The 13,165-nt window shown below is 70.8% G+C and carries 14 protein-coding genes and 1 pseudogene; 7 read left to right on the plus strand and 8 right to left on the minus strand.

What is annotated here, in order from left to right:
- The first annotated feature begins 9 nt into the window (after positions 1 to 9).
- Positions 10 to 297 carry a hypothetical protein gene (locus ACYQ8Q_RS05270; protein WP_460062362.1) on the plus strand — a complete coding sequence of 96 codons (288 nt, stop codon included), beginning with the start codon at positions 10 to 12 and terminating at the stop codon, positions 295 to 297.
- A 125-nt stretch (positions 298 to 422) separates the two neighbouring features.
- Here the strand turns inward: ACYQ8Q_RS05270 and ACYQ8Q_RS05275 are convergent, their stop codons facing one another.
- The gene (locus tag ACYQ8Q_RS05275) at positions 423 to 1,001 is read right to left on the minus strand and encodes a helix-turn-helix transcriptional regulator (RefSeq protein WP_460062364.1); all 579 of its coding nucleotides are present in this window, start codon (positions 999 to 1,001) and stop codon (positions 423 to 425) included.
- A 993-nt stretch (positions 1,002 to 1,994) separates the two neighbouring features.
- Here ACYQ8Q_RS05275 and ACYQ8Q_RS05280 point away from each other — a divergent pair.
- Entirely contained in the window at positions 1,995 to 2,531 is a 537-nt protein-coding gene (locus tag ACYQ8Q_RS05280; protein WP_460062366.1) for a peptidoglycan-binding domain-containing protein, read from the plus strand.
- Positions 2,532 to 2,546: 15 nt separating this feature from the next.
- Here the strand turns inward: ACYQ8Q_RS05280 and ACYQ8Q_RS05285 are convergent, their stop codons facing one another.
- Positions 2,547 to 3,212 carry a response regulator gene (locus ACYQ8Q_RS05285; RefSeq protein WP_460062369.1) on the minus strand — a complete coding sequence of 222 codons (666 nt, stop codon included), beginning with the start codon at positions 3,210 to 3,212 and terminating at the stop codon, positions 2,547 to 2,549.
- Positions 3,209 to 4,393 carry a sensor histidine kinase gene (locus tag ACYQ8Q_RS05290; protein ID WP_460062370.1) on the minus strand — a complete coding sequence of 395 codons (1,185 nt, stop codon included), beginning with the start codon at positions 4,391 to 4,393 and terminating at the stop codon, positions 3,209 to 3,211. The genes ACYQ8Q_RS05285 and ACYQ8Q_RS05290 overlap by 4 nt, the downstream gene beginning before the upstream one ends.
- A 212-nt stretch (positions 4,394 to 4,605) precedes the next feature.
- On the opposite strand from ACYQ8Q_RS05290, the gene ACYQ8Q_RS05295 reads away from it, so the two are divergent.
- Positions 4,606 to 4,734 (plus strand): hypothetical protein, encoded by a 129-nt coding sequence (locus ACYQ8Q_RS05295; protein ID WP_460062373.1) that lies wholly within the window; start codon positions 4,606 to 4,608, stop codon positions 4,732 to 4,734.
- 129 nt (positions 4,735 to 4,863) lie between these two features.
- Here ACYQ8Q_RS05295 and ACYQ8Q_RS05300 read toward each other — a convergent pair.
- Positions 4,864 to 5,130 (minus strand): annotated as a pseudogene (locus ACYQ8Q_RS05300) (amidohydrolase); the annotation flags it as partial.
- A gap of 287 nt (positions 5,131 to 5,417) precedes the next feature.
- Here ACYQ8Q_RS05300 and ACYQ8Q_RS05305 point away from each other — a divergent pair.
- The 4 genes from ACYQ8Q_RS05305 to ACYQ8Q_RS05320 all read left to right on the plus strand — a co-directional run bounded on the left by ACYQ8Q_RS05305 (position 5,418) and on the right by ACYQ8Q_RS05320 (position 8,745).
- Complete coding sequence (locus ACYQ8Q_RS05305; protein ID WP_460062374.1) at positions 5,418 to 5,759, plus strand: ArsR/SmtB family transcription factor; 342 nt, start codon at positions 5,418 to 5,420, stop codon at positions 5,757 to 5,759.
- Positions 5,756 to 7,507 carry a SulP family inorganic anion transporter gene (locus ACYQ8Q_RS05310; protein ID WP_460062377.1) on the plus strand — a complete coding sequence of 584 codons (1,752 nt, stop codon included), beginning with the start codon at positions 5,756 to 5,758 and terminating at the stop codon, positions 7,505 to 7,507. The genes ACYQ8Q_RS05305 and ACYQ8Q_RS05310 overlap by 4 nt, the downstream gene beginning before the upstream one ends.
- A gap of 90 nt (positions 7,508 to 7,597) precedes the next feature.
- Positions 7,598 to 8,143 carry a hypothetical protein gene (locus tag ACYQ8Q_RS05315; protein ID WP_460062378.1) on the plus strand — a complete coding sequence of 182 codons (546 nt, stop codon included), beginning with the start codon at positions 7,598 to 7,600 and terminating at the stop codon, positions 8,141 to 8,143.
- Entirely contained in the window at positions 8,140 to 8,745 is a 606-nt protein-coding gene (locus ACYQ8Q_RS05320; RefSeq protein ID WP_460062380.1) for a TetR/AcrR family transcriptional regulator, read from the plus strand. The genes ACYQ8Q_RS05315 and ACYQ8Q_RS05320 overlap by 4 nt, the downstream gene beginning before the upstream one ends.
- A gap of 46 nt (positions 8,746 to 8,791) precedes the next feature.
- Here ACYQ8Q_RS05320 and ACYQ8Q_RS05325 read toward each other — a convergent pair whose 3' ends face one another.
- Genes ACYQ8Q_RS05325 through ACYQ8Q_RS05340 form a run of 4 tightly spaced genes read right to left on the minus strand, consistent with a single transcriptional unit; the run spans position 8,792 to position 13,150 of the window.
- Positions 8,792 to 9,718 (minus strand): shikimate dehydrogenase, encoded by a 927-nt coding sequence (locus tag ACYQ8Q_RS05325; protein ID WP_460062382.1) that lies wholly within the window; start codon positions 9,716 to 9,718, stop codon positions 8,792 to 8,794.
- Complete coding sequence (locus tag ACYQ8Q_RS05330) at positions 9,715 to 10,458, minus strand: ABC transporter ATP-binding protein (RefSeq protein ID WP_460062384.1); 744 nt, start codon at positions 10,456 to 10,458, stop codon at positions 9,715 to 9,717. The genes ACYQ8Q_RS05325 and ACYQ8Q_RS05330 overlap by 4 nt, the downstream gene beginning before the upstream one ends.
- Complete coding sequence (locus tag ACYQ8Q_RS05335) at positions 10,455 to 12,284, minus strand: branched-chain amino acid ABC transporter ATP-binding protein/permease (RefSeq protein WP_460062386.1); 1,830 nt, start codon at positions 12,282 to 12,284, stop codon at positions 10,455 to 10,457. The genes ACYQ8Q_RS05330 and ACYQ8Q_RS05335 overlap by 4 nt, the downstream gene beginning before the upstream one ends.
- On the minus strand, positions 12,281 to 13,150 hold the full coding sequence (locus ACYQ8Q_RS05340) for a branched-chain amino acid ABC transporter permease (protein ID WP_460062388.1): 870 nt from the start codon (positions 13,148 to 13,150) through the stop codon (positions 12,281 to 12,283). Before ACYQ8Q_RS05340 ends, ACYQ8Q_RS05335 begins: the two co-directional genes overlap by 4 nt.
- Positions 13,151 to 13,165 lie beyond the last annotated feature (15 nt).

Consider the following 13,165-nt stretch of genomic DNA (forward strand, 5'->3'; position numbering starts at 1 on the left):
AGGAAGGCCATGACGAACGCGGAACTCGCAGACATGCGCGGTGCCCTGGTCAGGCTGCGGTGCAGCCTGGAGTCACTGCGGCTGGCGGACGGTGACTCGCCGTACGTCCGCAGACTGATGAACGATCTCGACCGCTTCCAGCTGGACATGGAGGACGTCTCCGGTGCCGGAGTCCGCTCGTCGGCGCTGTGCGGGAGCAGGCGTGGACGGGAGGTCGTACGGATCAGCGACGGGCCGTACCAGCATCTGCCGTGGCAGGACGCCGACGACGAGGGCATCGGGGGTCACCGTCGCTGAGGGTGCGGGGTCCGGTCCCGGTGACGTCGCCGGGACCGCGGACTTCACCGGGGATCGCCGTGGAAAAGGGCCGGACTCCCCAGGCAGGCCTGGGGAGTCCGGTGGCGGCACACGGTGCCGCGGGGTCACTTCACGTACTCGGGCACGGCACGGGGCGGCCAACTGCCGACCGTGAGGACACCCATCGAGTAGGCGCGGGAGACGAGCGCGGCACGGTTGGGGGCCTTGAACCGGCGCAGCATCAGACCGACGTGGTACTCCACGCCCTGTCGGCTGAGGTAGAGGCGCGAGGCGAGTTGGATGGTCGAGGCGCCGGTGGCCACGCCCTCCAGGATGCGGGCGTCCAGGGCGGTGAGCACCGGCGTCGGTTTGGCGGGGCGCTCCGCCGCCTCGGCCGGCTCGTCCTCGGGGCTCATCAGGACGACGACACCTGACAGGTCGTCGCCCTCTCCCTTGACGGCTATGCCGGTGATCTCCGCGGAGAAGACACGGTCGTGCCCGCGCATGGCGACCACTCGCTCGACGAAGCGGCTGCCGTGGCCGTTCGAGAGGTGGGTGAAGTGCTTGGGCAGGATGTTGCGGGCGCTCGGATGCAGGACGTCGTAGATGCTGCGTCCGCAGATCTCCGTCGAGGGCCGGGCGACATGGCGGAAGAAGTCGGCGTTGGCCGCTTCTATCTTGAGACCGGAGTCCAGACTCGCCATGCAGGTGACGTGGTGCGGGGCGCTGTGCCGCCGGTCTCCACGGCGGGCATTGCGCGATGCTTCGGGAAGGCCACTGACCATTGCCGACCTGTCGGCGTAGGGGAGCATGGAATTCCTCTCCTGAACGTCAACGCGGAACTTTTACTTCGCCAGCGGAAGGCAGAGCAGAAAGCCGCTGCGACGAATATTCCCATTCTTTTTCTGCACCGCTGTCGGCGACAGTAGGTGGGCCGTGTGCGAGGAGTCAACGACGGTCGGGGCCGGCGGGGAAATACTGCGGTGCCCCCGTGCGGCGGGTTCGGTCATCGCGCGTAGCTTCGTTCGGTGGGCCGGTTCGGTACGGTCACACATGCACAGCGCGGCGCAGTACGCACACCCGGAGGCCGTGTTGCGCCGGCGTGGCGGGGATGTGTCCCGGACGGGCCCGGAAAGGCCGGCGCAACACTCCCGTCTGCGCTTTCCGTCGAAGATCGGACAACCGTAACGCGAGCACCCACATGCGGCAACGCCGCCCTCACTGTCCACCGAAGGCCCGATGTCACGATCCGATAACGACATGGCGATCACGGTTTGAACGCGGAGAAACAGGGGCTCTCGTCGTCTCCCGCAGGCGGGAGACTCGGCCTCCACCCCGCCTCATGGCCATTCCGGGAAGCGAAGAAGTACACCGTCGGGGAGGCGTTCCATTCCGTTCTCACATGCGGTGCGTCGAAAGATTTCACGGCAGGGATAAACCGCGCGGATATGAGGGGACGCGCGGCACCCGGGCTTTTTCGCCACGTCCCCCCGCCCCGTCGGCCGCGTCATGCCCCCTCAGCGACCCTGCCTCTCGAGGTGCAGCGCCGATACGGCGGGAGTTGTACACACCGTCGGGCTACCGCGTGGGGTCCATCCGGAGTTCCACCCGGGGCGGGACGCAGTTCCGCACCGCTGTCCCTACCGTCGTGGCACAGCGCATCGCTGGTCGTCATCGACGAAGGGACAGAGCAGAGCATGGAAGGCATTGCCAAGCACCACAGCCGGATACAAGCCGCGTTCGCGGTGTGCGCCGTCATGGCCACCGTCGTACTGAGCGCGGATCCGGCGCAGGCGAGCGGGACCTACAGCGGTCGCGCCTACATCTACGGCGGTGGCGACTGGGTGGGCGACTGGGGCGACGAAGGAGACCTGTCGACCGGCACGAACACGTACTCCAACGCCACCTGTCTCTGGCAGACGATCCTGTCGGCCGATGGGTATCTCTCCGTCTCGGACGTCGACGGCATCTTCGGCTCCAAGACCAAGGCGGCGACCAAGTTGTGGCAGGACTGGAAGAATCTGGACAACGACGGCGTCGCCGGCAAGAACACCTTCGACAAGGCCGACGACAAGCTCGAGTACTTCGACTCGCCCGACGACACGCTCAGGTTCTACTACAACGGCAAGTACTGGCAGCCGACCATCATCCGTGAGGCCAGCGGCAACTACGGCTTCTACGACGCCGCCGGGACCTACCGGCTGGCCGGCTACAACTACCGGACCTGCAGCTGACATCGAGGCCGTCGTTCATTCGCCCGGGGTCACGAGCCCCGTCTCGTAGGCGACCACGACGGCCTGGGCGCGGCTGTCCAGGCCGAGCTTGGTCATCGTTCGGTTCAGATGGGTCTTGACGGTGGCCTCGCTGATGCCGAGGCGACCGGCGATGTCCGCGTTGGACAGACCCCGGGCGGTCCATCGGAGGACCTCGGCCTCGCGTGAGGTCAGTAAGGCCAGGCCTGGCGGCACGCCGGGGAGGGCGGGCTTCGGTGGCCGGGCGAAGGCCTCGATCAGACGGCGGGTGACGCTGGGCGCGAAGAGGGCGTCACCGCCGTCGACCGCGGTCACCGCGGCGAGCAGCCGTTCGGGGCCGGAGTCCTTCAGCAGGAACCCGCCGGCACCGGCGCGCAGGGCCCCGTACACGTACTCGTCGAGGTCGAAGGTGGTCAGCACGAGGATGCGGGGCGGTATGCCGGAAGCCTCGGCGAGGATGCGCTCAGTGGCCTCGATGCCGTTGGTCCCGGGCATCTGAATGTCCATGAGAATGACGTCCGGTGCGGTCTCGGCTGCCAGCCGTACCGCTTCGGAGCCGTCTGCGGCCACTCCCACGACCTCGAATCCCGGTGCCGCCTCCAGCAGTGCGGCCAGGCCGGCGCGGATGAGGAACTGGTCATCGACGACAAGCACTCTGATCATGTTCTGCGCTGGTCCCCTTGCCGCATGGTCGACGCCGAGGTCGGCAGGGCAAGCTCTACGGCGAAGCCTCCCCCGGCACGAGGGCCGAGGCTGATTGTCCCACCGTAGAGCTTGGCGCGCTCGCGCATGCCGATCAGACCATGTCCGACGCCGGCCGCCGGGCGCGGGCCGGGAGTCACCCCTTCTCCGTCATCGAGGACACGGACCGTCAACTCCTCATGCTCATAACAGAGTTCAACACGGGCCTGAGCCGGCCCGGCATGCTTGATGACGTTGGTGAGGGCCTCCTGGACGATGCGGTAGGCGCACAGCTCCACACCGGGGGCGAGTGGGCGTGGCGTACCTTCGACCACCAGCTCCGCCTCGACTCCGCCGGCTCGGACCCGTTCCACCAGCTCTGCCAGCCCGGCCAGGGCGGGCATCGGGGCTCCTTCGAGGCCGTCCGGTCCCTCGTCCCTCAACACCTTGAGCATGCGCCTGAGTTCCTCCAGCGCCTCGCTGGTGACGTCCGCGATGGTGCCCAGCGCGCCGCGTGCCTTGTCCGGGTCGGAGGCGAACACGAACCGGGCCAAGCCGGCCTGCACGGATATCACCGACATGTGATGGGCGACCACGTCGTGCAGCTCCCGCGCGATCCGCCCGCGCTCCTCGGCGACCGCCCGTCGGGCCCGCTCCGCCTGCTCCTCGCCCAACCGGCGGGCGAGTTCGGCGGACCGACGGGTCAAGGTACCGAACCAGAGCAGCACGGAGCAGTAGAGCACCGCCTGAGTCAGGACGGCAGCCGTCGAGGGACTGTTGCCGGCCCATCCGCCGTACCCCCAGACGGCCACCGTGCACAGCCCGCAGACGACGCCGGTCCGCGGCGAGCAGTGGGCGGCAATCGTGTAGAGGGCCAGCATCGGGCCGAACACACAGGCGACGGGCCAGTAGCCGAAAGAGACATAGACGACCGCGGCAGCCTGCACGACCACGAAAACGACGACCGGCCACCGGCCTCGCAGGGCGACCGGCACATGCGCGAGGGCGATCAGGGCATGGGCGCGCCCGTCAGGTTCGGGCCACGTCTGGGCGGCTCGCGAGACATGCGCGAGCAGCACGGCCACCCCGCCGAGCGCGAACGCCATCAGCGCGTCTACGACCGCCGTCTCATCGGCGTACGGGCGGAACATCCTCCAACGCATCGCCGCAGCCTAGTACTCCCGCAGCGTTTCACTGTATGGCCTGGTCGCGGGCATCGCCGGGGGTGTGGGCCGCCTTCATGACCGACTGGGGCCGCACCGTGCCGCTCTCGCCGCGTTCCTGACGTTTGTGCTCGGACCGGTGAGGAAATCTCTCCCCCACGCGTCCGGTTTCGCGAGATCGCGAAACAGGGAGGACGCCGAAGGAGGCAGTCATGCGCCGTATCCGTGTGAAGAGCAGGACCTTGAAGACGGACACTCGGCGCATCCGTGAGGAGGCCGACGAACGTCCCGTCGAACGCCCCGAGGTGCGTAAGGACATCGCACGCACCTGGTGGCCCTGAGCGACCGGGCTGCCCACGCGGGCGTGACGGGCCGTGGGGTGTGGTCGCTGCCGATGCCCGAAGAACCCAGGTGGACACCGGGGTCGGCGCGGTGAGGGTGACGCCGGCTCGGCTCAGGTGAGGGCGAAGTGCCTGGTCGGGGACGATGCTGGTCGCCGTTCCGCCGTGCGTGACGATCCCCTGGACAGGGGAGCCCTCGGCCGGGTTGCCGGTGGCGTGGGCGGTGCGGCCCCGGAAGGCGACCCGGTACTGCTCCTGGGCGGTCAGCGGCGCCCGCACCCAGTCGTGGACGCCAGGATGGAACATCAGCGCGGCGCCCAGGCCGACGGCGATCAGGTTGTGCCCGCAGGCGTGTCCGGGGCCGGGCAGGGCGTCGCACTCCTGCAGCGGCGCGAGGCCCCGCGAAGGCGGTCTCGGGGTCACCGGAACCGCGCGGGGGCCGGGAGCCGGTGCCGATCGTCCTGATCATGATCGTGGTGGCGCCGGTCGCGGTCGGACTGATCCGCATGGTGGTGATCCTCATCGCGTGACGCCGTCAAACCCGAGCGCCCACGGGAGTCACGGTCCCGTTGCGGTTCTGACGGATCCATGAATTGCAAAATTTTGCAACTCCATACATGCTAAGACAGCTGAGCCCGTTCCCGCGGGCAGACGGGCGTATGGGGCAAGGAGGCCGAGGGACCGTGTCCGTTCCGCTGTACCAAGCCAAAGCCGAGTTCTTCCGGATGCTGGGGCATCCCGTACGGATCCGGGTGCTGGAGCTGCTCCAGGAGGGACCGAAACCGGTGCGGGAGCTGCTGGCCGCCATCGAGGTGGAGCCGTCGAGCCTGTCGCAGCAGCTGGCGGTGTTGCGCCGCTCCGGGATCGTCACCGCGACCCGGGAAGGCTCGACCGTCGTCTACGAGCTGGCCGGCGGGGACGTCGCCGACCTGATGCAGGCCGCGCGCCGGATCCTCACCGAGATGCTCGCCGGGCAGGGCGAGCTGCTGGCCGAGCTGCGGGAGAACGAGGTCCCCGCGCGATGACCCTGCCGATCGGCCGGGCAGCGGCCCGGCTCACCGCACTTCTGCCCACCCGTGCCGACCTGGCGGACATGCGACGCGATCCCCGACGGGACCTGCTCGCCGGCCTCACCGTGGCCATCGTGGCCCTGCCGCTCGCGCTCGGATTCGGCGTCTCCTCCGGCCTCGGCGCGCAGGCGGGACTGGCGACCGCCGTGGTCGCCGGCGCGCTCGCGGCGCTGTTCGGCGGGTCCAATCTCCAGGTTTCGGGGCCCACCGGGGCCATGACCGTGGTACTGGTGCCGATCGTCGGCACGTACGGTCCGACGGGCGTACTGACCGTCGGACTGATGGCGGGCGTCATGCTCGTGGCGCTGGCCGCGCTACGGGCCGGCAAGTACATGCAGTATGTGCCCGCGCCGGTGGTCGAGGGCTTCACGCTGGGGATCGCCTGCGTGATCGGACTGCAGCAGATCCCGGCCGCGCTGGGCGTGCCCAGGCCCGAGGGCGACCGTGTGCTCGTCGTCGCCTGGCGGGCCGTCGGGGAGTTCGCGCGGCATCCGAACTGGACGGCGACCGGATGCGCGGTGTCGGTGGCCGCGGTCATGCTGATCGGCGCCCGACGGCGGCCGACCGTCCCGTTCTCCCTCCTCGCGGTCGTCGCGGCCACGGTCGTCGCCCGGGTCACGGACCTGGACGCGGCGACGCCCATCGGTGACCTGCCGTCCGGGCTCCCCGCGCCCTCGTTCGGTTTCCTGGACCTCGGCTCGCTCGGCACCCTGCTGGCCCCGGCCGTGGCGGTGGCGGCGCTGGCGGCCCTGGAGTCCCTGCTGTCCGCCTCGGTCGCGGACGGCATGACCGTGGGGCAGAAGCACGACCCCGACCGCGAGCTGTTCGGCCAGGGACTGGCCAACATCGCCGCCCCGCTGTTCGGCGGAGTGCCCGCGACCGGCGCGATCGCCCGGACCGCGGTCAACGTCCGCACGGGCGCCGGCTCCCGGCTGGCGTCCCTCACCCACGCCGCGATCCTCGCGGTGATCGTCTTCGCCGCGGCGCCCCTGGTCTCGACGATCCCGCTCGCCGCCCTCGCGGGCGTGCTGCTGGCCACCGCGGTCCGCATGGTCGAGGTCGGCTCGCTGAAGGCCATGGCGAAGGCCACCCGGTCCGACGCGCTGATCCTGGTCCTCACCGCGGCGGCCACCCTCGCCCTCGACCTCGTGTACGCGGTGGTCATCGGCCTGGCCGTGGCCGGCGCCCTCGCCCTGCGCGCCGTGGCCAAGCAGGCCCGATTCGACCAAGTGCCGCTCGACCGGGGCGACCACAGCGCCGAGGAACACGCGCTGCTGGCCGAGCACATCGTGGCGTACCGCATCGACGGTCCGGTCTTCTTCGCCGCCGCGCACCGCTTCCTGCTGGAGCTGACCGACGTGGCCGACGTACGGGTCGTCATCCTGCGCATGTCGCGGGTGTCGACCATGGACGCCACCGGCGCGCTGGTCCTCAAGGACGCCGTCGAGAAGCTGAACCGGCGCGGCATCCTCGTCCTGGCCTCCGGAATACGCACCGGCCAGCGCCAGGTCCTGGACTCCGTCGGCGCTCTGGAACTGCTGCGGCACCACGGCCGGGACTACGCCACCACCCCGGAGGCGATCCAGGGCGCCCGCCACCACTTGGAGCTGGCGGGGGTGCTGCCCGCGAGGGCCGCCCAGCGGCAGAAGCCGGTCGCGAACCCCGCCACCGGCCCCGAGTTCAGCAAGGAGTCCGGGCGATGAGCCCAATCTATGAGACTCATTGACTCACAACGCGACTTCGGTACATGATGTCTCACAGATCCGGGAAACAGTCACCGAAGGAGCCAGGTCATGTCCGCCACCGAGAACGCCGTCGCCCTCCGCTTCACCGACCGCGCCGCCGCCGACCGCGCCTTCGACGACCTCATGCGCCTCGCGCCCGCCCGCACCGAAGTACGGGGTGCGGTCCTGATCGAGCGCCTGGAGGACGGCACCGTCCATGTCCCCGCGGTTCTGGAGACCGCCCCGGGGCCCGACGCGACGGCCGACGGACTGGTCGGCTCACTGATGGGACTCCTCGGCGGGCCCCTCGGCGTGGCGATGGGGTGGGGCATCAGCGCGGCGATCGCCGGGGGGCGCCACGACCGGCGGGCCGAGGGCGCCCTCGGTGTCTTCGCACCGCACTTCCCGCGCGGCGGAGTGGCCATCCTCGCCGAGGCCGCCGAGCACGACCAGGAGGCCCTGAACCTGCTGGCCATGACCTACGACGCCGTACTGGAGCGCCGCCCGGCGGACACCGTACGGATCGAGCTGAACGCGATGCAGAAGGAGGCCGAGCTGATCCGCGAACGGCAGCGTGAGGCCGCGGGCGTGCCGCTGCGGAAGCTCGCCGCGTGATCGCCGCGAGCCCCGGGGCGGCCGAAGCCGCTGCCGACCCCCGCGCCCGGCGTAGCCGCGTCGCAGCCCTGGCGGCCGCCACGGAGCTTCTCGTCGAGGCCGGCCCCGAAGGCGTCACGCACGCCGCCGTGGCCGAGCGCGCCGGCATCGGGCGGGCCACCGTCTACCGCCACTGGCCCGATCTGCAGTCCCTGCTCCTGGACACGCTGGCCACCGACGTCCGTCCCCCGCTCCGGCTCGGCGACGGCCCGATCCGCGACGAACTGATCAGCGGACTCCGGCAGCAGATCGAGTGGCTCAACCAGCCCGTCGCCGCCTCGGTCATCGCCGCCGTCGTCGAGCGCTCCGCACGGGACGAGGGCGTACGGTCCATCCGCGAGGAGATGTTCGGCCGTGCCGACGAACACCTCACCGCCGTCCTCGACGCCGCCGTCGACCGCGGCGAGCTCCGCCCCGGCATCCGGCACGACGCACGCGAACTCGTCTCCCGCATCGTCGGCCCGCTCCTCTTCCAGCGCTTCATGCTCGGCATGCGACCCGACGCCGGGACGGCGGTCCGCACGGTCGACTCGGCACTCGCACCCTGGCTGCCGCACGGCTGACGACGGCGCCGGCGCCGGCGCCGCTGCCGCTGCCGGGGAGCCATGACTACCCGGGATCCCGACCGGGCGGTCGGCCCCGGTCCGTCGCGGCCAGCTCCGTGCCGTGCGCGAGCATCCGCTCGCGGTCCGGTTCCCGCCCGGTGAAGAGCCGGAAGGCGTCGGCGGCCTGGAAGACGAGCATGCCGACACCGTTCAGCGCGACGCAGCCGCGGGCGCGCGCGGCGCGCAGCAGCTCGGTCTCCAGGGGCCGGTACACGATGTCGACGACCCACAGACCCGGATGCAGCAGGTCGGCCCGGAGGGGAAGTCCGGGGTGGGTGGCCATGCCCGTCGGGGTGGCGTGGACCAGGCCGTCGGCCCGGGACATCAGCGGCGCCAGGCCGTCCGGGGTGGAGGTGCCGGCCCGGCCGTCGCCGAAGCGCCGGTTGAGAGAGCCGGCGAGTGCCCGGGCACGGTCCGTCAGCGGGTCGACCACGGTGAGGTGTCCGCTGCCGGCGCGGAGCAGGGCGTGCGCGACGGCCGCCCCGGCTCCCCCGGCACCCAGCAGCACCACACGGTCCCGCGGGGCGTCGGGGAGTTCGCGGTCGAGGAAGGCGGCGAAGCCGGTGACGTCGGTGTTGTGTCCCACGGCCCGGCCGGCGCCGTCCCCGCTCTCGAAGACCACGGTGTTGACGGCGCCGATCTCCTCGGCCGGTGCGCTGAGCGCGTCCAGATGGCCGAGGACGAGTTGTTTGCAGGGGTGGGTGATGTTGAGACCGCGGTAGCCCATGCCGCGCGCCGCCCGCAGCAGTTCACCGACCTTCTCGGGTCCGGCGCCGATGCGGTCGAGGTCGATCAGCCGGTAGAGGTGGCGCAGGCCGTGCCGGTCCGCCTCCCGTTCGTGGAGCCGGGGGCTGAACGAGCCGCCGATGCCGGAGCCGACCAGACCGACGAGACACGAGTCCCGGGCCTCGTGCGCGGGCGGCCCGTTCACAGGCCCAGGTAGATCTGGCGGACCCGCGTGTCACGGCTCAGCTCCTCGGAGGTGCCCTGCATGGCCACGCTGCCGTTCTCCATGACGAGGCAGTGACTGGTCGCCCCGAACGTGAGCTTGGCGTTCTGCTCGACCAGCAGGAGGCTCAGGCCCTCCGCCCGCAGCCGCCGCAGGGTGTCGAGGATGAAGCCGACGAGTTTGGGCGACAGCCCCATCGACGGTTCGTCGAGGAGGAGGATCCGGGGTCTGGCCATCAGGGCGCGGCCGATCGCGAGCATCTGCTGCTGTCCGCCCGAGAGGGCTCCGGCGAGGCGTCCGCTCATCTCCCGCAGTACCGGGAAGAGTTCGTACACCGTGTCGAGGGCCGCGTGGGTCTCGTCGTCCCAGCGTCGCGCGTAGGCACCGAGCAGCAGGTTCTTCTCCACGGACAGGCCGGGGAAGACGTGCCGGCCCTCGGGTACGTAGCCGATGCCGTGGCGCACCATGTCGCGGGCCTTGACCCGGGTGAGGTCGCGCTCGCCGAGCAGGACGCGTCCGCCGCTGCGCGGCACCAGGCCCATCAGCGCCTTGAGCGTGGAGGTCTTGCCCGCGCCGTTGGCGCCGATGATGCCGATCGAGGCGCCCGGCTCCACGCTGAAGCCGATCGAGCGGACCGCGCACACCCCGCCGTAGTGCACGGACAGGTCCTCGACGGTGAGTGCGGCGGCGGTCGCGGCCCGGGGGGTGGGGGTCGTCGTCACCGGCTTGCCTCCTTCGGAGCGGGGGCCGACGCCGGGCCCGGCCGGGGGAGGTCCGCAGGCTCGGAGTCCCCCAGATAGGCCTCGACGACCTCGGGTGCGGCGACCACCTCGGCGGGCGTGCCCTCGGCGATGACCGCACCCCCGGAGAGCACCGTGACCCGCTCGCACAGGGACATGACCAGCCCCATGTGGTGTTCGATGAGCACCACGGTCACGCCGCTGTCGCGGATGGAGCGCACGAGGCCGGCGAGCTGGCGCACCTCTTCGCCGTTCAGTCCGGCGGCCGGTTCGTCGAGCAGCAGCAGCCGCGGCCGTACGGCCATCGCGCGGGCGATCTCGATACGGCGCTGGATGCCGTACGGGAGCGAGCCCGGCGCGCTCTCGGCGTAGTCGGTGAGCCCGAAGCGTTCCAGGAGTTCCGCGGCCTGGCGGCGCAGTCGTCGCTCTCTGCGCACGACGCCGGGCTGCCACACCACGTACTCCCAGATGGTGTGCGTGCGGGTGCGGTCGAGCGCGACGAGGATGTTCTCCCGGACCGTCAACTGGCCGAACAGGCGCAGGTTCTGGAAGGTGCGGGCCATGCCCAGGAGGGACAGGGTGTACGGCCGGGCGGTCGTCGTGTCGCGGCCGGCGAACCGCACCTGTCCGGAACTCGCCCGGTAGAAGCCGCTGATGACGTTGAACAGGGTGGTCTTGCCCGAGCCGTTGGGACCGACGATGCCGCGGATCTCACCGGCGGCGACCGTGAGGGAGACCTCGTCCAGGGCGCGCAGGCCTCGGAAGTCCTTGGTGACGGAGCGGATGTCGAGGAGGGGTCCGTCCGTGGACACGGGCGGATCGACCGCCTCGTAGGGCTGGAAGGGGCGCAGTTCGGCCCGGTCCGTGCCGCTGCCGCGCCTGCGGTCCCGGAACTCCACGAGCCGGGACGGCACTCCGGCGAGTCCGGTGGGCGCGAAGACGACCATGAGGACGACCACCACGCCGTATCCGAGCTGCGCGTAGGCCGAGAAGTCGGAGAGCCACTCCCGGACGAGGGTCAGGCCTATCGCGCCGACCACGCACCCGACCAGGGAGCGACGGCCGCCGATGATGACCATCGCCAGCAGGATGAACATGTTGCCGATGGAGAAGGTCTCCGGGGCGACGTAGCGGATGAGTCCCGCATACAGGATTCCGGCCAGGCCGCCGTACACGCTGGCGAGGACGAAGGCGGTCATCCGCAGGAGCGGGATCTCGGCGCCCATCGCGCCCGCGGCCAGGGAGTCGTCGCGCATCGCGCGCAGCCGCCGCCCCAGGGACGTACGGACGACGAAGAGTCCGAAGCCCAGGCCGACCGCGCAGACGACCAACTCCAGGTAGTAGTAGAGGTATTCGCTGGAGAGGTCGATGCCGGGCAGGGTGGGGAGCGGGATGCCGGAGATGCCGTCGGCGCCACCGGAGACCGAGGCGTTGGTGATCCAGTTGACGAAGCCGAGCGCCAGGCCGAGGGTGACGATGCCCAGGTAGTGGGACTGCATGCGCAGCGCGGGGACGCCGACCAGGAGACCCGTGGCGGTCGTCGCGAGCAGCGCGAGCACGGCCGCCGTCCAGAATCCGTACCCGGAGTGGGTGGTGAGGATGGCGAGGGTGTAGGCGCCGACGCCGAAGAACGCGACCTGGGCGAGGTTGATCTGCCCGGAGACGCCCATCGCCAGGCCCATGCCGATCGCCAACAGGGCGTAGATCAAGGCGATGTCGACGACGTGGATGGAGTAGCCGCCCAGCCCGTACGGCAGCAGCCAGCAGGCCACGGCCAGGGTGCCGAGGGCGGCGATGCGGACCTTCACGCGCGGCTCACCGTCCTCTCCCCGAAGACGCCCGTCGGGCGGATCATGATGGCCACGGTGAAGATCAGGAAGGTCACGAGCACCGAGTAGCCCTGGAAGTGGCCGGCCGCGTAGGAGTCGAGGACACCGATCGCGAGTCCGCCGACGACGGCTCCGGGAATGGAGCCGAAGCCGCCGAGCATCGCGGCGGCGAAGCCCTTGATGCCGAGGGCGCCGCCGAGGGAGGCGTCGACGTAGAGCATCGGGCCCACGAGCCCGCCGGCCAGGGCCGCGAGGCCGGCGCCGATGGAGAAGGCGAGGGCGTTGCTGCGGCCGACGTCGATGCCGACGGCGGTGGCCGCCTCGTGGTCCATGGCGACGGCCTGCATGGCCGTGCCGCGCTTGGTGCGTGCCAGGAACCAGGCGAGGCCGACCACGGCGAGCGCGGCGACGCCCATGACCAGCAGGTCGTAGGTGCGCACACGCACGCCGAACACGTCGAGCGGAGCCGACCGGACGGGTGAGGGGACCGCCCGTCCGGTGGTGCCCCAGATGAGGATCGCGACGGCCTGCAGGACGATGCCGAAGCCGATGGTGCCGATCAGCATCAGGTCGAAGTCCTTGTTCTCCAGCGGGCGCAGGACCCGCTCGATGACCAGACCGATGGCCGCGGTGACGACGATCGCCACGGCCATCGCGACGGCGAAGGGCAGCTTGGACGTCAGATAGAAGGTGGAGGCCGTGTACGCGCCGATCATGGCGATGTCGGCGTGTGCGAAGTTGACCAGGCCCATGGTGCGGTAGACGAGGGAGAATCCCATGGCGACCAGGGCGTAGACGGCCCCCAGGCTGAGGCCTCCGACGAGTGTCTGCAGTGTCTCCTGCACGGTGTGCTCCCGATG

The organism is Streptomyces sp. YKOK-I1 (genome assembly GCF_054660435.1).

Excerpts from the sequence above, each read along its gene's own strand:
- ACYQ8Q_RS05285 (WP_460062369.1), bottom strand. The coding sequence starts at position 3,212 with ATGATCAGAGTGCTTGTCGTCGATGACCAGTTCCTCATCCGCGCCGGC.
- ACYQ8Q_RS05310 (WP_460062377.1), top strand. The coding sequence starts at position 5,756 with ATGACCCTGCCGATCGGCCGGGCAGCGGCCCGGCTCACCGCACTTCTG.
- ACYQ8Q_RS05295 (WP_460062373.1), top strand. The coding sequence starts at position 4,606 with ATGCGCCGTATCCGTGTGAAGAGCAGGACCTTGAAGACGGACACTCGG.
- ACYQ8Q_RS05290 (WP_460062370.1), bottom strand. The coding sequence starts at position 4,393 with ATGCGTTGGAGGATGTTCCGCCCGTACGCCGATGAGACGGCGGTCGTA.
- ACYQ8Q_RS05270 (WP_460062362.1), top strand. The coding sequence starts at position 10 with ATGACGAACGCGGAACTCGCAGACATGCGCGGTGCCCTGGTCAGGCTG.
- ACYQ8Q_RS05315 (WP_460062378.1), top strand. The coding sequence starts at position 7,598 with ATGTCCGCCACCGAGAACGCCGTCGCCCTCCGCTTCACCGACCGCGCC.
- ACYQ8Q_RS05275 (WP_460062364.1), bottom strand. The coding sequence starts at position 1,001 with ATGGCGAGTCTGGACTCCGGTCTCAAGATAGAAGCGGCCAACGCCGAC.
- ACYQ8Q_RS05280 (WP_460062366.1), top strand. The coding sequence starts at position 1,995 with ATGGAAGGCATTGCCAAGCACCACAGCCGGATACAAGCCGCGTTCGCG.